At 58.0% G+C, this 17833-nt stretch carries 16 protein-coding genes; 11 read left to right on the top strand and 5 right to left on the bottom strand.

From position 1 onward, the window contains the following. Nucleotides 1-4 precede the first annotated feature (4 nt). The 4 genes from U5A05_RS12965 (at nt 5) to U5A05_RS12950 (ending at nt 3300) form a co-directional block, all read left to right on the top strand. Complete coding sequence (locus U5A05_RS12965; RefSeq protein WP_321833206.1) at nt 5-1051, top strand: DMT family transporter; 1047 nt, start codon at nt 5-7, stop codon at nt 1049-1051. A gap of 69 nt (nt 1052-1120) precedes the next feature. Continuing rightward, on the top strand, nt 1121-1705 hold the full coding sequence (locus tag U5A05_RS12960; protein ID WP_261738344.1) for a DedA family protein: 585 nt from the start codon (nt 1121-1123) through the stop codon (nt 1703-1705). Nucleotides 1706-1915: 210 nt separating this feature from the next. Beyond that, on the top strand, nt 1916-2452 hold the full coding sequence (locus tag U5A05_RS12955; RefSeq protein WP_321833204.1) for a DUF4174 domain-containing protein: 537 nt from the start codon (nt 1916-1918) through the stop codon (nt 2450-2452). A gap of 236 nt (nt 2453-2688) precedes the next feature. Next, nucleotides 2689-3300 (top strand): LysE family translocator, encoded by a 612-nt coding sequence (locus tag U5A05_RS12950; protein WP_261738342.1) that lies wholly within the window; start codon nt 2689-2691, stop codon nt 3298-3300. Here the strand turns inward: U5A05_RS12950 and punR are convergent. Further along, entirely contained in the window at nt 3236-4195 is a 960-nt protein-coding gene (gene punR, locus U5A05_RS12945) for a DNA-binding transcriptional activator PunR (RefSeq protein ID WP_321833203.1), read from the bottom strand. The genes U5A05_RS12950 and punR overlap by 65 nt on opposite strands. 119 nt (nt 4196-4314) lie before the next feature. Here punR and punC point away from each other — a divergent pair, with 119 nt between their 5' ends. After that, a complete protein-coding gene (gene punC / locus U5A05_RS12940) occupies nt 4315-5499 on the top strand; it encodes a purine nucleoside transporter PunC (RefSeq protein WP_261738340.1) in 1185 nt (394 codons plus the stop codon). A gap of 89 nt (nt 5500-5588) precedes the next feature. Here the strand turns inward: punC and U5A05_RS12935 are convergent, their stop codons facing one another. Continuing rightward, on the bottom strand, nt 5589-6284 hold the full coding sequence (locus U5A05_RS12935) for a pirin family protein (RefSeq protein WP_321833200.1): 696 nt from the start codon (nt 6282-6284) through the stop codon (nt 5589-5591). Between the two features lie 257 nt (nt 6285-6541). Between U5A05_RS12935 and U5A05_RS12930 the strand changes: the two genes are divergently transcribed. Both U5A05_RS12930 and ggt read left to right on the top strand, forming a co-directional pair. After that, a complete protein-coding gene (locus U5A05_RS12930; RefSeq protein WP_321833198.1) occupies nt 6542-9016 on the top strand; it encodes a UvrD-helicase domain-containing protein in 2475 nt (824 codons plus the stop codon). 81 nt (nt 9017-9097) lie between these two features. Then, on the top strand, nt 9098-10861 hold the full coding sequence (gene ggt, locus U5A05_RS12925; RefSeq protein ID WP_261742433.1) for a gamma-glutamyltransferase: 1764 nt from the start codon (nt 9098-9100) through the stop codon (nt 10859-10861). A 346-nt stretch (nt 10862-11207) separates the two neighbouring features. Here the strand turns inward: ggt and U5A05_RS12920 are convergent, their stop codons facing one another. Next, nucleotides 11208-11486, bottom strand: a complete 279-nt coding sequence (locus tag U5A05_RS12920; protein ID WP_261738337.1) for a DUF1652 domain-containing protein — start codon at nt 11484-11486, stop codon at nt 11208-11210. Between the two features lie 242 nt (nt 11487-11728). Between U5A05_RS12920 and U5A05_RS12915 the strand changes: the two genes are divergently transcribed. Genes U5A05_RS12915 through U5A05_RS12900 form a run of 4 tightly spaced genes read left to right on the top strand, consistent with a single transcriptional unit; the run spans nt 11729 to nt 15509 of the window. Beyond that, nucleotides 11729-12547: a helix-turn-helix domain-containing protein gene (locus tag U5A05_RS12915; RefSeq protein WP_321833196.1), complete on the top strand. Its 819-nt coding sequence runs from the start codon at nt 11729-11731 to the stop codon at nt 12545-12547. 48 nt (nt 12548-12595) lie between these two features. Beyond that, nucleotides 12596-14002 carry an NAD(P)/FAD-dependent oxidoreductase gene (locus U5A05_RS12910; RefSeq protein ID WP_321833194.1) on the top strand — a complete coding sequence of 469 codons (1407 nt, stop codon included), beginning with the start codon at nt 12596-12598 and terminating at the stop codon, nt 14000-14002. A 31-nt stretch (nt 14003-14033) separates the two neighbouring features. Beyond that, on the top strand, nt 14034-14375 hold the full coding sequence (locus U5A05_RS12905) for a cupin domain-containing protein (protein ID WP_261738334.1): 342 nt from the start codon (nt 14034-14036) through the stop codon (nt 14373-14375). A gap of 54 nt (nt 14376-14429) precedes the next feature. Next, nucleotides 14430-15509 (top strand): polyamine ABC transporter substrate-binding protein, encoded by a 1080-nt coding sequence (locus U5A05_RS12900; RefSeq protein ID WP_261738333.1) that lies wholly within the window; start codon nt 14430-14432, stop codon nt 15507-15509. On the opposite strand, the gene U5A05_RS12895 is transcribed toward U5A05_RS12900, so the two are convergent. Continuing rightward, nucleotides 15510-16484 carry a 2-hydroxyacid dehydrogenase gene (locus U5A05_RS12895; protein WP_321833190.1) on the bottom strand — a complete coding sequence of 325 codons (975 nt, stop codon included), beginning with the start codon at nt 16482-16484 and terminating at the stop codon, nt 15510-15512. It lies immediately after the preceding gene. Between the two features lie 20 nt (nt 16485-16504). Next, nucleotides 16505-17800 (bottom strand): MFS transporter, encoded by a 1296-nt coding sequence (locus U5A05_RS12890; protein ID WP_261738331.1) that lies wholly within the window; start codon nt 17798-17800, stop codon nt 16505-16507. Nucleotides 17801-17833 lie beyond the last annotated feature (33 nt).

Here is a 17833-nt window from a genome sequence, read left to right as displayed (position 1 = left end):
TGTGATGAATACAAGTGTGATTTACGCATTGGCAGCTGCCGCGCTGTTTGGCGCCAGTACTCCGTTGGCCAAGGTGCTGGGCACTGAAGTGCCGCCTGTGATGCTGGCCGGGTTGTTGTATTTGGGCAGTGGCTTGGGCCTGCTGCTGGTGCGTTGCATTCGCGACCGCGGCTGGTCAGCGTCTGGCTTGAGTGCAAGTGAGTGGCCCTGGCTGGTCGGTGCGATTGTATTTGGCGGAATTCTGGGGCCTGTGGCCCTGATGTTCGGTTTGACGCTCACCAGCGGCGCGACGGCTTCGCTGATGTTGAATCTTGAGCCCGTGCTGACTGCATTGTTGGCGTGGGTGGTGTTCAAGGAAAACGCTGACCGGCGGATTGTGCTGGGGATGTTGGCGATCATTGCCGGGGGCGTTGTGTTGTCGTGGCCCTCGGAGGCGGCAGCGGGGGAGTCGCACTCCTGGTTGGGGCCGCTGGCGGTTGCCTTTGCCTGTTTGTGCTGGGCGGTTGATAACAATCTGACGCGCAAGGTGTCTGCCTCTGACGCGCTGTTTATCGCCGGGGCCAAAGGCTTGTTCGCGGGGCTGGTGAACTGCACGATTGCATTCACGCTAGGGGCCAAGCTTGTGCCGCTAGCCGTGCTGAGCCCGACACTGCTGATCGGGTTTTTAGGCTATGGCGTGAGCCTGGTGCTTTTTGTGCTGGCATTACGCGGCCTGGGGGCTGCGCGAACCGGAGCGTATTTTTCGACAGCGCCTTTTTTGGGCGCGGCGATTGCCATTCTGGTGCTGGGGGAGTCGGTATCGCTGCTGTTTTGGCTGGCAGCAGCCTTTATGATTTTCGGGGTCTGGTTGCATCTCACGGAACGCCATGAGCACGAACATGAGCATCTGTCGCTCGAGCACACTCACCGCCATACCCACGACGAGCATCATCAGCATGAGCATGCCGAGGATGTTTCTGTGGATGGGCCCCACAGTCATGCGCATCAACATGTCGCGATCAGGCACAATCACCCGCATTTTCCGGATATTCATCATCGACATCGGCATTGAGTCGCGGTGTACAGGACTGCACCAGATGGACGCTTAACCCACTGATTTAAATGGAGCTATAGATCACGCATGTTTGAGCACATCGACTTCAATTACTTGCTGGCAACCTATGGCTATCTGGCCGTCTTTATCGGCTGTTTGCTGGAGGGTGAAACCATTCTGATCCTGGGAGGGATGGCTGCGCACCAGCATGTGCTCAAGCTCTTGCCAGTGATCGGTTACGCCAGCCTGGCGGGGATGCTGGGCGACCAGTTGCTGTTCTGGGCTGGCCGATATTTTGGTGCTCGACTATTACCGCGGCTGCATAAACAGCAGGCTGCCATTGATCGTGTGACGCAACTGATCAACCAGTACCCGACCGTGTCGATTTTCTCGGTGCGTTTCTTGTATGGCATGCGTCTTGTTGGGCCTATGGTGATCGGTGCGTGCAAGGTCTCGCCATTGAAATTCACCTGCATCAACGCCTTGGGCGCTGCCGCATGGGCAACGCTGTTTGCCAGTGCCGGGTATTGGGCCGGGGAGTTTTTGGAAGGTGTGCTGGGCGACCTGAAACCGTATCGTTTGCCTATTGCACTGGGTGTAATTGTGCTGATGGCGGTTGTAGCAATGGCCCGTTACTACAGAGCGAAAAACCGCACCGTCAAATCACTCTGACATGGCTGCTCAAGCATTTTGCGTTCATCTTTCCATGAGCGAGCGATCTGGACCGCAGTTGCAAAAAACAAACATGGAAGGCAAAGTCCGAGTACCCGGTTGCGTGACTGGGCCCTTGGCCTAAGCTCTGAATGACAGGCTCAACGCCAAGGGTTTCAAGGCATTGGCAATACGCTCGCGAAGCCGGTCCGATAATAAAAGGAGGTCTGGATGTTTATCCGTTTATTGATCCTCGCCAGTGTGCTGGTGACTGGCACAGTGCAGGCCGTTGAAGTTCCCAACCCCCTTGAGCAGGACCGCGGCAAGTTTCGCCCGCTGGTCATCGTTGCCCGTGCAGATGCCGATCCAACGCTGGTGACCCTCAAAAAAGCGCTTGAAGACCCCGCCACCAAGCAGGCGTTTAACGAGCACAATATGGTGCTTTATACGATTGTCGGGATTACCGGCAAGCGTGATGGCAAGGACCTTGAACCCCAGAGCACGATGTCGCTGATTCGCGGGCTCAAGCCGGGGATGATCATTGATAAGGCCAAGGTGATCCTGATCGGCAAGGATGGTGAGAAGAAGGTCGAGACGGTCGGCGACGTTGACCTTAACGAGCTGTTTAAAACCATCGATGCCTTGCCAGTGGCTGAAAAGGAAACGCAGGCCCCGGTGGCTGTTGAGACTCCAGCCAAAGGCGTTGCGGCGGGCAAGTCGGCCAAGCCGGTAAAACCGGCGAAACAGGTCAAGTCCCTGGACGATTGAAGGCCATTAAAAAGCGCTCAAAAAAAGGCCCGCTGGGGGGAGCGGGCCAAATGGGATTCATTAAAGGAGTGGGGCCAATCTAGACTTGATGATGTGAACGTGACGTGAAAAGGCTGTCGTAAAAACGCAATCCACTTTCAATGTGTGCGGTAAAAATAGAGCCCATCTGTAGCGCTCTGCCAAGCCGGTAATCCTATAGGGTGAGTTCACCGCTCCTCTGACTGCCGGATAATCCCATGCCGTTTTCCCTCGAATTGATTTCTGCCTTCGCACTGTTTGCGTTTGTGTCCTCCATCACCCCCGGCCCCAATAACACCATGTTGCTGGCCTCCGGGGTCAACTTCGGATTCCGGCGCACCATTCCCCATGCCCTGGGTATCAGCTTTGGCTTCATGTTTCTGGTACTGGCGGTTGGTCTGGGGCTGGGCGGGGTGTTCAAGGCCGTGCCCATGGCCTATACCGTGCTGCGATACCTGGGAGCGGCGTACTTGCTGTATCTGGCCTGGAAAGTTGCGACCTCGGGGCCGGTTTCCGAGTCGGATTCGGCCCAGGGCAAGCCTTTGGGCTTCTGGGGTGCGGCGGCTTTTCAGTGGGTCAACCCCAAGGCTTGGGTAATGGCCATCGGTGCAATTACCACCTACACCCCGTCCCAGGGTTATATCGCCAATGTGTTCATCATTGCGCTGGTCTTTGCCATCATCAATTTACCCAGCGTGTGCGTCTGGGCGGGCTGCGGCAGTGCGCTACGCAACGTGCTGACCAAACCCAAATGGTTGCTGGCTTTCAACCTGACAATGGCGATTCTGTTGGTGGTGTCGCTGTATCCGATTCTGTTTGAGGTTCATTGAGCCATTCCTGGCTAAGGGTGGCCGTATCGCCAAGGTATTCCAGCAGCCAGCTCATGGCCGGGGAATGATTTTTTTGCGACCAGGCTATGCAGGAAGGACTGGCCGGGAAGGGGCGTTGCAAGTTCAGGGCAACCAGTTTGCCTTGCTCGATCAAGGGCTGCGCCAGATGGGCAGGCACCATGCCGACACACAAGCCATCGCTGAGGCAGGCCAGCCCCGCGCTCCAGTCGGGCACCATCATTCGGCGCTGGTTGTCCAGGGTCCAGGTGTCACGTTTGGGCAGGTTGCGTGAGGTGTCATCCATGCACAGCGCGGGGTAGGGACGTAGATGATCATCCCCGAGCAACCCGGCAACCGAGGCCAGCGCATGCTGTGGGCTGGACACACACAGCCAGTGCATAAAGCCCATGTCGCGAAAGGCGAAGCTGCCCGTCACTGGCACCGCGCGCGTGGCACCGATGACTATGTCGGTACGACCGTCGACCAGCGCATCCCACACTCCGTTGTACACCTCGTACTGAACGATCAGCTCCACATCCGGAAAGTGACGATAGAAGTCGATCACCATTTGCTGGCATCGCGGATGCTTGATGATCGAGTCCACAGCCACTCGCAACTGGCCGCTCCAGCCGTTTGCAACCTGCTGGCACAGGCGCCGGGTGCCGAGCATTTTTTTCATCACGTCGCGGGCTTCCTTGACAAACATCTGCCCGGCGGGCGTCAGCTCCACATCGCGATGACGACGAACAAACAACGGCACCGCCAACCACTGTTCCAATTGGCGCACGGTGTAGCTGACGGCGGAGGGCACGCGATGCAGCTCCTGAGCCGCACCACTGAAACTGCCGTGGCGAGCCACGGCATCAATTACATCCAACGAGTATTCAGACCACATGGGTTTGCCTTCAAAATATTTGATGCTAGTTGGCAATTATTATCGCTTCACAAGCAAATCCTCAGCCGGATAATACGCGCCAGTCAACAAATTGTTTGATGGCAAGTTTTTGGGTGCACATGAAGAACTCTTTTGGTTTTACCTGTTATCTCGCGGGGCTCAGCATGCTGGGCTATCTGGCGATGGATATGTATCTGCCGGCATTCGGCACGTTGCGCAGTGAATTAGGGCTGTCCGCCGGTGCAGTGGGGGCGAGTCTAAGCATCTTTTTGGCCGGTTTTGCCTTTGGCCAGTTGCTTTGGGGGCCGCTGTCGGACCGCCTTGGGCGCAAGCCGGTGCTGCTGGCAGGTTTGTCGCTGTTCGCGTTGGGGTGTGCCGGGATGTTCTGGGTCGATAACACCGTGCTGTTGCTCAGCTTGCGGTTTATCCAGGCCATTGGTATTTGCGCGGCGGCTGTGACCTGGCAAGCGCTGGTGATTGATCGCTATCCGGCCGATAAAGCCAATCGCGTGTTCGCCGGGATCATGCCGCTGATGGGGCTATCACCGGCCTTGGCCCCTCTGCTGGGCGCCGTGGTGTTGAGCCACTTGGGCTGGCAGGCGATTTTCGCGGTGTTGCTGGGCCTGGCGGTGTTGCTGATCGTGCCCACGCTGCTGCTCAAGGAAAGCCCCCGTTCAACGCCAAAAGCTGTTGCACAGTCGAAGGTGAGCTATTGGCAGATCCTGCGTTCGGCAAATTTCAGCGGTAACGTGATGATCTTCGCTGCGTGTTCGGCCAGCTTCTTTGCCTGGTTGACGGCATCGCCGTTTATTCTCGGTGACATGGGCTACAGCCCAAGCGATATCGGCTTGAGCTACGCGTTGCCGACTCTGGCGTTTATGGTGGGTGGTTACGGCTGTCGCAGTGCCTTGCAGCGGATCAGTGGTCGCACACTGTTGCCCTGGTTGCTGGTTGCCTACTGCGCGAGCATGGTGGGGCTGTACCTGGTCGCGACTCAGACCGAGCCAACGTTGGCGACCTTGCTGATTCCGTTCTGTCTGATGGCGCTGGTGAACGGTGCGAGCTATCCGATTGTGGTCGCCAATGCACTGATGCCGTTTTCGCAAAACTCCGGTAAAGCAGCGGGTTTGCAGAATACCTTGCAGCTTGGGTTGTGCTTTCTGGGCAGCCTACTGGTGTCGACCTTTATCAGCCAGCCACTGTTGATCACCGTTGAGGTGATGCTGGCAACTGCGCCACTGGCGGTACTGGGGTACTTGATTCAGCGCCGCAAGGCCAATGCCCAGGCATTAGCCACCTCCTGAATGTAGCCGCTGGGGGCCGCAGCGGGGTCGCTGCGGGGTCGCTGCGGACCCCAGCGCAGCCAGCGGCAGCGGCGACAGGTGAAGGGGGATCAGGCGATGTCCACCAGCACGATCTCGCTGTCTTCAATCGCCGTTACCCGCAGCACCGACTCGTCTACTGCGGCCACGCCGTCCCGGGCGCTGGCTCGCAGGCCGTTGACCTCGATCACCCCTGTGGCAGGCACCAAATAGGCACGGCGACCACTGTCCAGTTGGTACTCGGCGGTTTCTCCGGCTTTGAGGTTGGCTGCAACCAGTCGGGCGTCAGCGCGGATGCGCAGGCTTTCATGGTCGCCATCCTTGCCGCTCGCCAGGGTCACGAAGCCTTCGCGCTGACCTTTGGGGAAAGGCTTGGCACCCCACGCCGGGGCATCGCCTTGCTGATTCGGAATGATCCAGATCTGGAAGATTTTGCTCGGCGACGACTCCAGGTTGTATTCGCTGTGCGCAATCCCGGTACCCGCACTCATGACCTGAACATCGCCTGCTTCGGTGCGGCCCTTGTTGCCCAGGTTGTCTTCGTGGCTGATTGCGCCTTCGCGGACATAGGTAATGATCTCCATGTCGCGGTGCGGGTGCTTCGGGAACCCGGTGCCAGGGGCGATGATATCGTCGTTCCATACCCGCAGGTTGCCCCAGTTCATCCGCGCTGGATCATGGTACTCGGCGAACGAAAAGTGGTGATGGGCGTCCAACCAACCGTGGTTTGCGCCGCCCAGGGTGGCGAAGGGTCTGAGTTCAAGCATGATAGGTCTCCTGCGTGGGTCGTGAACGGCTACCCGGTTGATGATGGAATGATTCTCCAGCATCAACATATCGATAAAAAGCTTAAAAAATGCGTTAAACCAATCTAGTTAATGGATGTATTCGAGCATCAGTAAATCGCTATTTACCTTCACTGCATGCTCTAAACGGCTGATGCTCAAGCAATTAGCTAGATCTCAACGCACAATGCGGCGACCATAGCCCATCCGCCCGGACAGCCTCACACCCTGGAGTCAGCGTGCCGCAACACAATCCCGATCTGCCTGATGAACTTGCCCCCATTACCCAATTGCCCTTGCTCAAGCGTCTCGCGGCGCGATTGTTTGGCAGTGGTTTAAGCCGCTTGCGCGCACAACATGCGGCGTCCTGGCTACAGGGCCAGGCTGACGGGTTTCGCAGCGGGCATAGCGCCGGGGTTGATTACGGCTATGCCGAGGGCCATGTCGAAGGGCTGGAAGAGGGCCGCCAGGTGCTGTTTATCAGTGACACGCGTGCGCAGGAACTGCGTGCCCCCGGTATTGATGACAACCTGTTCGATGACTGGCGGCTGCCGCTGGGCCCCGAGCTGAAAAAACAGATCAAGGCCGATGTTGCCGCGATCCTGCCCGAGCACGCTCAGCCCAGCGCGGCGCAGTGGAAGATGATTTTCAGCGATACGCCGTCGACCTCGGTGGTTGCCGGCGCTGGGGCAGGCAAGTCGACGTCGCTGGTGTTGCGGATCTTGCTGTTGACCCACTACCTGGGTTTTGAGCTCGATTCAATGACCGTAGTGACCTTTACCCGCGAGTCGCGCAAGGACTTCATCAAGAAGCTGCAGGAAATCTTTGCTCTGTGGGGCCGTACGCTGTCACTCAAGGAAGCACGTGATGTGGTGCGCACGTTCCACTCGCGGATTCTGCCCATGGTGCGCAGCTTGCCCGGCTACGCTCAATTGCAGGCATTCGAGACCCTGAATACGCGCAGCTTGCTCAACGACGACGATACCGACAGCAACCCGTTTGACTTGCGCATCAACGATGCTCAGCGTCAGCAGCTCAATGCCTGCTTTCACGAGCTTTACAGTGGTGATGAGCGCTTCCGCCAGACCCTGGCACCGCTGCGCATGCACGCCTTGCAGCTCAAGGAGCTGGAGCGTGACCACCCCGATGTGCAAAAGCGCATGGCCGTGACCGAACTGGCCGCCAAGCGTGACGAAGAACTCTGCGATACCCTCGAAGACCTGTGGTTTGCCGCCGGGGCGTGGCCGATCAAAGGTATCGAGCCCAATCGCGAAACGGTCGAGATCAATGGCTCGCAGTTCCATTGTCACGGCTATATTGCCGAGCTGGATGCGTGGGTGGTGCTGGGCTTCGACCCGCGTGAGAATCCGCAGATCTGCCGTCCCGGAGCCAAACTCAGCGTGCGCGCCGAGTGGGCGGTCAAACGCACCCTGTTTCAAGCTTTCTGTAATAAGCCATTGATTTGGTTGGAAAATTACGATTCTTCAAAGCGTGTTGTAGGCTCGCTGGCCGGTGATGCCAGCGCCGGTCCGGGGTTTGATTACAAACTCAAGGGCGAGTTGGGTTCGGCGCCGTTGCTCGACAGTTTTGTCGCGGCGGCAAGTTTTATCGAAAACCTGGGGCTCGACGTGGCAGCTGCCGTGGCCGATATGCGCTTTGCCAAGGATGACCCAGATCGCTTTTTCTTCGAGGCCCTGAGCCTGTACTGGCGGGCGCTCGAAGCTCACCTGCTGGCACAGACCCCGCCGGTCATGACTTACAACCGCATGTTCTCGTTGTTTGGCGAGAACACCCCGCAGAACTTCAAATTGCTGAGCCATGCACAACTGCGCCCGCTGTCGCACTTGATGATTGACGAGTTTCAGGACGTCTCGCCGCAGATCGTATCGTGGCTGCGCGCCAGCTTGCGCGAGATCCGCAGCCGTGGCCCGGCGATGCATGTGGGGCGCGGGGCCCAACGCTCGTCGTTGTTGTGTGTAGGGGATGACTGGCAATCGATCTACGGCTGGCGGGGCAGTTCGCCCAAGTACTTTATGGAGTTCAACAAAGAGTTCCCGTCGCCTGCCACCACTAGGGTGATGCTCAGCGACAACTTTCGTAGCCATCAACACATCATCGATGCCGCCGAACATATCGTCCGTGCTGCGCCATCGATCCCTGGTAAACGGGCCAAGGCCAGCGGCGAACCCAAGACTCCAGTTCCGGTGAGTGTCTTGCACCGCGACGATCAGGGGTTGGCTGCGCGCTTGATCGAGCATTACAACGCAGGCGATAGCATCTTAATGTTGTATCGAAAAAGCAGCGATAAGTTATTGATAGAAAAGGATATACAGTCTGTAGTTAATGTAGATTCGAGATTGGCACCAGAAGACCGCAGGTTAAAACAACTGACCTATCACAGCTCCAAGGGCTTGCAGGCGGATGCTGTTTTCCTGTTGGGTGACTGTCAGCATCTGACATCGTCCCCGTACAAGAATCAGGTGTATCGCATGGCGGGCCTGGGCAAGGACGGTGACCCCGAGCCGTATGACAATGCGCAGAAAGACGAAATCCTGCGCCTGGCCTATGTGGGTATCACCCGGGCGGTAAAACATTGCTACTGGTATCTGGAAAGTCAGGATGCCCAGGGACCGAATATCCCCAAAGCCTCGGACCGCGTGCCCCAGGGCAAAGCGTTTTTTGATGATTTGCGGCTAAATAACAACAATCAGTAGAAGGAACTCGTTTTGATTAACACCCTGCTTACCAAAAACAATAGTGCCCGTGTGATCGGTTTGGCAGCGCTGGCCCTGTGGATGGGAGGGTGCAGTAACGAGCAGCCGCCGCAGCAGAAAACCGCCGAATTGCCACCTGCGCCCGAGATATCCTCGGGTTTTCGCTCCGACATGATCCCTGTACACGCAACCCGACACATGGCAGCGGCAGCGAACCCTCTGGCAACCGCCGCCGGGCAACAGATGCTGCGAAAAGGCGGGTCTGCGATTGATGCAGCAATAGCCATGCAAGCAGTACTGGCACTTGTAGAGCCCCAGGCCAGTGGCATTGGTGGCGGTGCTTTTATTCTGTACTGGGATGGCGAGCGGGTGCAGGCCTTTGATGGTCGTGAGACGGCCCCGGCAGGTGCCGGCACCGGTATGTTTCTCGGGGCAGATGGCCAGCCAATCCCCTTTGCGGATGCCCAGATAGGCGGGCGTTCTGTCGGGGTGCCAGGGGTGCTCAGAGCACTGGAAATGGCCCATCAACAACATGGCAAACTGCCTTGGCATGACCTGTTCCAACCGGCTATTCAATTGGCTAGCCAAGGCTTTCCTGTGTCTCGCCGATTGCACGGCCAAATCGCCGCCGACAAATTCATTGCCGACTCCCCGGAAATGGCCAAGTACTTCCTGACCCCTCAAGGGCAAGCTCTGCCAGTCGGTACATTGCTGAAAAACCCGGAACTTGCACGTACCCTGCAAGCCATTGCCACTCAGGGCGCGGACGCGTTTTACCAAGGGCCAGTCGCCCAGGCAATGGTGGACAAGGTCAGGTCCCACGCCCGTCCCGGCACACTGTCCCTGGCCGATGTGAGTGGTTACCAGGCTCAGGAGCGCAAGCCTGTCTGTGGTGACTATAAGCAGTGGCAAGTTTGCGGCATGCCGCCGCCGTCTTCGGGTGGTGTCGCCGTGTTGCAGACCTTGGGCATTCTCGAAGCCCTGCAGAATAAATCGCCAGCGCTGGATCTGGCTGCGATGCCGCCCGTGCCAAGCAACTCTGGCGCAGGTCTGGAGCCTTCGGTGTCTGCGGTGCACCTGATCGCCGAGGCAGAACGTCTGGCCTACGCGGATCGGGCGCTGTATCTGGCGGACAGCGCTTTCGTGCCCGTCAATGTGAAAGGGCTGACTGATAAAGCCTATTTCAAGACACGGGCTGCCCTGATCGGAGACAAGAGCATGGGGCGCGCCAAGGCGGGGGTTCCAGCGGGAATCAACCTAGCACTGGCTCCCGATCGATCCCCATTGCGTATATCCACCTCGCAGATAGCCGCGGTCGACGACCAGGGCGGGGCCATATCGATGACCACCTCGGTTGAAGCTGCGTTTGGTTCCCATGTGATGACCAATGGTTTCATTTTGAACAACCAGCTGACTGATTTCTCGTTTGTGCCTGAGGAAAATGGCAAGCCGGTGGCCAATCGCATCGAACCAGGCAAACGCCCACGTTCTTCAATGGCCCCGACCTTGGTGTTTGACCGTAAAAGTGGCGAGTTAGTCGCAACCATTGGCTCGCCTGGCGGCTCTCAGATAATCGAATACGTCAACAAGGCGGTGGTAGGCCTGCTGGACTGGAAACTGAACCCGCAGGACGCCATCAGTCTTGCCAACTTCGGCAGTCGCAATGTCGGCACGGAGCTCGAGGCGGGTCGTGTCAGCCCTGCGCTGGTGCAGCAGTTGCAGGACCGCGGGCATGAGGTCTCGCTTATCGAGATGACCAGCGGTACGCAGATCATTGTGCGGGATAAAGATGGCTGGGCAGCCGGCGCTGATCCGCGCCGCGAAGGCACTGCACTAGGAGATTGAAGGTAGACCTGTAGCCGCTGTCGAGTGGCGCGAGGCTGCGTTCGGCGGCGAAGCCGTCGTAAAAACGGGCGCTGCGGTGGATCAGGTAAATCCCGGACTCAGGATTTGCGGTCGCTTCGCAACCGAACGCAGCCTCGTTCCTTCGGCAGCTGCTACAAGGAGGGCGCCATCAGTCTTGCCATGCAGCTGTTGCAGGACTGCGGGCGCGAGGCTGCGTTCGGCGGCGAAGCCGTCGTAAAACCGGACACCGCAGTGGTTCAGTTAAACCCGGTAATCAGAATTTACGATCGCTTCGCAATCGGACGCAGCCTCGCGCTGCTCGGCAGCTGCTACAAGGATTACAAAATCAGGCCTGCGCCTGCCACGTCATCGGCGGCACAAAGCTTTCGAGTTCGTCTTCAACGGACTGGATGATGCGGCCCACTTGGCCGGGCGTCATGACCACCGAGCAGGGGATGCCGGCGACGGCAATCAGGGTTTCACCACTGGCGCGGTCAAACAGCCTGGCGACCATGCTGCTCGGTGCGTCCATGGTTGCCTCGAAGCCCATCGGATGGAAATGCCAACGCATCAGTTGGCAGGCGTTCGGGAAGGTGACCTTATTGATGTTGCCTTGAGTATTCATAGAGCGATTCCTTTAGCTCAAATTGTGTCAGCGGCTTGATTCTGGCCGCGTGTGTTGACGACTCCTTCGTGATCCAAGCTAGCATCCAAGACTGATAGCGCTAAGCCTTTTTTTGCCCCGCCCTCGGTTGTTTGTCCAGACTTTGATGTGAATCATGTACTTAGGCTGTTTATCTACTGCACGTGCCCATTGAAGGTAGCGCACAAACTCGGCACTCTCTGTTTTTTGCCTTCGAGCGTTCCATGTCAACCCCAGACGACGGCCCCGAGCACACCCGCGCCACTGGCGAAACCGTGATGCGATATCACCTGTGCTGGAAGCATCGGGATCTTGACGGGGTAATGGCGCTTTATCACCCGGATGTGACCTACAACGACTTCTTTCAGAATCGGATCATGCGCCTTGATGAACTCCGCGAGTACGTGCAGTCGTCCATGCCCAGAGAACCGGACGAAGCACTGGAGCACAGTGATCGCATTCGTCTGGATGGCAATACCGCGTTTATTCAGTACCGCATGACCTTGCGCGGCAGTCAGGGGCTGGTGGCTTTCCGCGCCAGCGAGGCCATTACCGTGCGCGACGGCCTGATCTGGCAGGTCAACGAATACGCCTCGCTGGTGCACGAAGTTGCCGCTAACCCGGCGCGTCAAGGCCCGCTGCGGCCTGCAGTCAGTCGCCTTGGGCTGTCGGCCCGGCAACTGAGTTTTATGGCGCAAGACCTGCAAACCTACTTCGAGCGCCAGCAACCCTGGCTCGACCCCGAGTTGGACTTGCAGCAAGTGGCCAAGGCCTGTGGCTATACGCGCAATCAGATGTCGTATTTGTTCAATCAGGTGCTGGGACAAAGCTTCTATCGCTATGTGAATCAAGCGCGGCTACGCCATGTGCTGGCCGCGATGGATGTAGCCGAGGTCCAGGTCAAAGTCGATGAAATGGCTTTTTCGGCGGGCTTTAACTCGATATCGGCGTTTTACAGCTGTTTTCGCCAGCACACGGGGCAATCGCCCAAGGCTTACGCCAAACAAATTTCTTTGCGGGCACGCACGCAAGACGCGCCATAACGCTAACGACTAGGATCGAGCCATTCTTGGATCGGTGTGGAGTCGGTAATGCCAGCATGGCGCTCAATCAGTTTATGGATGGACCAGCTTGGGGAGGAGCTTGCGCCCCGGCCGTCCCTTGAGCACGATTTGGATGTCGATGTGGTCATTATCGGCGCCGGTTATACCGGGCTGTGGACCGCGTACTACCTCAAACGACATGCGCCTGAACTGAGTATCGCCATCGTTGAAGCGCAAACGGCGGGCTTTGGCGCGTCAGGGCGCAACGGTGGCTGGTTGATGGGCAACCTGCTGGGCGAGGATCGCTTGCTTGCCGGCTTGTCTGCAGAGCAGCGCCGCGAATCCTTCGACTTGCTGCACGGTATTCCCGATGAAGTGAAGAACGTCATCGATCGTGAAGGCATCGACTGCGATTACCGCAAAGGTGGTGCGTTATATTGCGCTGCGCGCTATCCCGAGCAAGAGGTCAGCTTGCGCAGCTATCTGGCCAGTCTTTATGGCGAAGGCTTGAACGAATCTGACTACCGCTGGCTGAGCCCGTCCGAACTGGCGCAGCAAATCCGCGTCGCCAAGCCTTATGGCGGGATTTTCACCCCGCATGTCGCAACCATTCACCCCGCCAAACTGGTACGCGGATTAGCCTGCGCCGTTGAGCGCATGGGGGTGAAGATTTACGAGCAAAGCCCGGTCACAGAGTGGCGTGCCGGTTATGCCCGCACCGCCAAGGCTCAGGTGCGCAGCCGTTGGGTGGTGCCTGCCGTGGAAGGTTATGCCAACACCCTTGCGCCTTTGGGGCGTTATCAATTGCCTGTGCAGAGCCTGATAGTGGCTACAGAACCATTATCCCAGGCCATTTGGGATCAAATAGGCTTGTCCCACGGCCAGGCCTTCAGCGAAAGCAGTCGTCAGGTCACCTATGGCCAGCGCACCGCGGACAACCGCTTGGTATTCGGGGCTCGGGGGGGGTATCAGTTTGGCGGACGCCTGCGTGAGAACTTCGACCTCAGTACTGACGAAATCGAACTGCGCCGCTACCTGTTTGGTGAACTGTTCCCACAACTGAAAAACGTCGAAATCAGCCATGCCTGGGGCGGCAACCTGGGAATGTCGCGACGCTTTCAGCCGCACATGCTGTGTGATCGCCAACAGGGGATAGCGCTGGCCGGTGGCTACGGTGGAGAGGGCGTAGGGGCCAGTCATTTGGGCGGGCGCACCCTGGCCGACCTGATTTTGCAGCGCGACACCCTTGAAACAAAACAACCATGGGTGTTGACCAAAGGTGGCCTGGGCGCGCTCAAGTCCTGGGAGCCTGAGCCGTGCCGCTGGCTGGGCTACAACGCGATCATTCGCAGCTTTGTGTACGAAGACAAAACCCTGGCCAATCCGGACAGCCCGCCCTGGCGTCGGCAATTTGCCAGCCGCATGGCGGGGTTTATGGAAAGTTTTATGCACTAACCCAACACTTGCGCTTAACAGGAAGCATTCCATGAGCATCACTCAGTTCAAGAACACCGCCCACGTGACCTTGCAAGAGTCTTTCCCGGTGGCCGTACCGCTTGGTACGCCGGTGGCAGTGACGTCGGTGACCTGCGTCGAACGTAACGACGGCGTCGAGACCGGCATCTGGGAATGCACCCCAGGGCGTTGGCGTCGGCAGATCATGCAGCAGGAGTTCTGCCACTTTATTCAAGGTCGCTGCACCTTCACCCCGGATAACGGTGAAACCCTGACCATAGAAGCAGGCGACGCACTGATGTTGCCTGCCAACAGCACCGGAATCTGGGATATCCAGGAAACCGTGCGCAAGACCTATGTATTGATCCTTTGATCGCCGAAACCTGCCAATAAAAACAGCTGCCCAAAATATGCAAGGAATCGACTCATGATCCGTATGACCCTGTTGCCCCTGATGCTGGCCGGTACGCTGTGCCAGGCCGCCGAAACTGTGAAGGTCTATAACTGGTCGGACTACATTGCCCCCGACACGATGAAGAACTTCCAGCGCGATACCGGTATTGCTTTCAGCTATGATGTGTTTGACAGCAACGAGACGCTGGATGGCAAGTTGATGACGGGTTCGTCCGGTTATGACGTGGTGTTTCCATCCAACCACTTTATGGCGCGGCAGATCCAGGGCAAGGCGTTGAAGAAACTCGACAAGAGCCAACTGCCGAACTGGAAAAACCTCAACCCGGTGCTGCTCAAGGCATTGCAGGTCAACGACCCGGGCAACGAACATGGTTTTCCTTACCTGTGGGGCAGCACCGGGATTGGTTACAACATCGCCAAGGTCAAGGCCGTGCTGGGCGACAACGCACCGGTGGACTCCTGGGATCTGATCTTCAAGCCCGAAAACATGGAGAAGCTCAAGTCCTGTGGGGTGGCGATTCTCGATAATGGCCCGGAAATCTTGCCGGCAGCGCTCAACTACCTGGGCTTGCCCCATCACAGCAAGAACCCGGCCGACTACAAGAAAGCCGAAGAGCTGCTGCTCAAGGTCCGCCCTTATATCAGCTACTTTCACTCATCGAAGTACACCAGTGATCTGGCCAACGGCAATATCTGCGTAGCAGTCGGTTTTTCGGGAGATATTCTGCAAGCCGAAACCCGGGCCAAAGAGGCCAATAACGGCGTCGAAATCGGCTATGCGATTCCCAAGGAAGGTGCGGCCATCTGGTTTGACATGGTTGCCATGCCCGCCGATGCGCCAGACGAAAAAGCCGCTTACAGCTTTATGAACTACCTGCTGCGCCCGGACGTGATGGCCGGGATCACCAACCATGTGCATTACGCCAATGGCAACGAGCAGGCCGATGCCTTGGTCAGCCCTGAAATCAAGGCTGACACCAAGGTCTACCCAACCCCCGCAATGATGGACAAGCTGTTTGCGCTGGAGGCCATGCCGCTGAATATTGATCGGGTCCGCACGCGGGTGTGGACCACGATCAAGGCCGGCCGCTGATCAGCGCAATGCTTGCGGGTTAACCAGGTTGGCCGGGCGAGCACCGGCCAATGCCGCCAGCAGGTTCTCTACGGCGCAGCGGGCCATGGCTTCACGGGTCTCAAAGGTGGCCGAGCCGATATGCGGCGTGGCCACTACATTATCCAGTTGCAGCAAGGACGAGGTCAGCTCCAATGGCTCGCGCTCGAACACGTCGAGCCCGGCGCCGCGAATCTGGCCTTGTTGCAAGGCGTTAATCAGCGCCGCTTCGTCCACTACCTTGCCGCGAGAGATATTGATAAAGATGCTCTCGGGGCGCATCAAGGCAAATTGCTCGGCACCGATCAAACCTTCGGTTTGCGCGGTCAGGGGCAGGGTCAGGCAGATAAAGTCAGCTTGCTGCAACAGCTCATCCAGGCTGCGGTACTGCGCGTTGAAGCGTGCTTCGACCGCAGGCTTGGGTGAGTTGCTGTGGTAAATCACCGGCATCCCGAAGCCAAAGTGCCCGCGTTGAGCCAAGGCCTCACCAATACGGCCCATGCCGATAATGCCCAGGGTTTTGCCATGCACGTCGGTGCCGAAGTGCTCGGGACCGACGTTTTTTTGCCATTTGCCGTTACGCACCATATTGGCCAGCTCCACCACCCGGCGGGCGCTGGCCAGAACCAGGGCAAAGCCTGTGTCTGCAGTGGTTTCGGTAAGTACGTCGGGGGTATTGGTCAGTTGGATCTTGCGCTCGGTCAGGTAGTCGATGTCGTAGTTATCGACACCCACCGACACGCTGGCCACCGCCTCCAGATTTGGCGCCAGATCCAGCAACTGGGCATCCAGCTTGAGGCTTGCACCCAGAATGCCCTGGGCCTGGGGCAGGGCAGCACGCAGTTTGTTCATGCCCTCGGCGTCAAGGCGCTCGATCAGCGTGACATTGGCGTGAGCTTCAAGGCGCTGCATCAGCGCCGGGGACAGTTCTTTGTAGAGCACGACATTCTTTTTCAAGGGAATCACCAACGTTGAATTCAAGAGTGGGCCAGACGTTGCGAAGTGCTGTGTTGCGGCGCAGCAGGGTCTTTGGCAGCGGGTTTGAGCATCAGTGTCAGGAGTACCGAAATCATCAGGGCGCCGCTCATCAGCAGGAAGGACGCGGCTGTTGAGCCGGTCGAGCTGTTCAGATAACCGACCAGGTACGAGCCGGCAAAGGAACCCAACGCGCCCATGCTGTTAATCAGCGCCATGGCGCCACCGGCTACGTTGGATGGCAGGATTTCCGGGATGATGGCGAAAAACGGGCCATAAGGTGCGTACATGCAGCCACCGGCAATCACCAGCAAGGCGTAGGACCACCAGAAGTGTTCGGCACCCAGCATGTAAGATCCGTAGAAGGCGATAGACGCGATCAGCAACGGCGGCCAGACGAAACGTTTCCGCTTTTGCAGTTTGTCCGAGCCCCAGGACACCGCCAGCATTGCGATCACTGCAGCCAGGTAGGGCAGGGCCGAGAGCCAGCCGGCTTCGATCATGTCCATCTGCGCGCCTTGCTTGAGAATTGACGGCAGCCACAGCACAAAACCGTAGACCCCGATGCTCCAGCAAAAGAACTGCAGGGCCAGCAGGATAACGGCAGGGGTACGGAACGCTGCAGCGTAGTTCTTCACCGGCTTGAGGCCCACTTGCTCGGCATCCAGCGCACTTTGCAGGTCCTGTTTTTCCTGGTTGCTCAGCCATTTGGCTTCGCTTGGGCGGTCATCGGCCAGACGCCACCAGATAAAGGCCCAGAGCACCGCAGGCAGGCCCTCGACGATAAACATCCAGCGCCAGCTGTAGTGCTGCACCAGATAGCCCGAAACGACGGACATCCAGAGCATGGTCACGGGGTTGCCCAAGATCAGGAAGGTATTGGCGCGGGAGCGTTCGGCACGGGTGAACCAGTGGCACAGGTACACCAGCATCGCAGGCATCACGGCAGCTTCAACCACCCCGAGCATAAAGCGGATGACGATCAGCCAGTAAGCACTGGAGACCACGCCGGTCAGCGTGGCGAGGCTGCCCCAGAGGATCAGGCTGACAAAGATCAGTTTTTTAACACTGTTTCTCTGCGCATAAATCGCCCCGGGCACTTGAAAGAAAAAGTAGCCAAGAAAGAACAGCGCCCCCAGCAACGACGACAGGCCAGGAGTGATATTGAGGTCTTCGGCCATCCCTGAGGCGGCGGCGAAGCCGTAATTGGCACGGTCAAGGTACGCCAGGCTGTAGGTGATAAACACGATCGGCATGATGTACCACCAACGACGGGCGGCGAGTTTTAGCGATTGCATATGTGGTGCTCCTGAGCTTGTTTTTGTTTTTAC

Origin of the sequence: Pseudomonas kulmbachensis, from assembly GCF_963681935.1 — a bacterium.
Classification (GTDB): Bacteria; Pseudomonadota; Gammaproteobacteria; order Pseudomonadales; family Pseudomonadaceae; genus Aquipseudomonas; species Aquipseudomonas kulmbachensis.
This window is presented reverse-complemented; position numbering and strand designations above follow the sequence as displayed.

What these genes read in the sequence shown, in the direction of transcription:
- U5A05_RS12965 (WP_321833206.1), top strand. Translation starts at nt 5, where the DNA reads ATGAATACAAGTGTGATTTACGCATTGGCAGCTGCCGCGCTGTTTGGC.
- U5A05_RS12960 (WP_261738344.1), top strand. Translation starts at nt 1,121, where the DNA reads ATGTTTGAGCACATCGACTTCAATTACTTGCTGGCAACCTATGGCTAT.
- U5A05_RS12955 (WP_321833204.1), top strand. Translation starts at nt 1,916, where the DNA reads ATGTTTATCCGTTTATTGATCCTCGCCAGTGTGCTGGTGACTGGCACA.
- U5A05_RS12950 (WP_261738342.1), top strand. Translation starts at nt 2,689, where the DNA reads ATGCCGTTTTCCCTCGAATTGATTTCTGCCTTCGCACTGTTTGCGTTT.
- punR (WP_321833203.1), bottom strand. Translation starts at nt 4,195, where the DNA reads ATGTGGTCTGAATACTCGTTGGATGTAATTGATGCCGTGGCTCGCCAC.
- punC (WP_261738340.1), top strand. Translation starts at nt 4,315, where the DNA reads ATGAAGAACTCTTTTGGTTTTACCTGTTATCTCGCGGGGCTCAGCATG.
- U5A05_RS12935 (WP_321833200.1), bottom strand. Translation starts at nt 6,284, where the DNA reads ATGCTTGAACTCAGACCCTTCGCCACCCTGGGCGGCGCAAACCACGGT.
- ggt (WP_261742433.1), top strand. Translation starts at nt 9,098, where the DNA reads ATGGGAGGGTGCAGTAACGAGCAGCCGCCGCAGCAGAAAACCGCCGAA.
- U5A05_RS12920 (WP_261738337.1), bottom strand. Translation starts at nt 11,486, where the DNA reads ATGAATACTCAAGGCAACATCAATAAGGTCACCTTCCCGAACGCCTGC.
- U5A05_RS12915 (WP_321833196.1), top strand. Translation starts at nt 11,729, where the DNA reads ATGTCAACCCCAGACGACGGCCCCGAGCACACCCGCGCCACTGGCGAA.
- U5A05_RS12910 (WP_321833194.1), top strand. Translation starts at nt 12,596, where the DNA reads ATGCCAGCATGGCGCTCAATCAGTTTATGGATGGACCAGCTTGGGGAG.
- U5A05_RS12905 (WP_261738334.1), top strand. Translation starts at nt 14,034, where the DNA reads ATGAGCATCACTCAGTTCAAGAACACCGCCCACGTGACCTTGCAAGAG.
- U5A05_RS12900 (WP_261738333.1), top strand. Translation starts at nt 14,430, where the DNA reads ATGATCCGTATGACCCTGTTGCCCCTGATGCTGGCCGGTACGCTGTGC.
- U5A05_RS12890 (WP_261738331.1), bottom strand. Translation starts at nt 17,800, where the DNA reads ATGCAATCGCTAAAACTCGCCGCCCGTCGTTGGTGGTACATCATGCCG.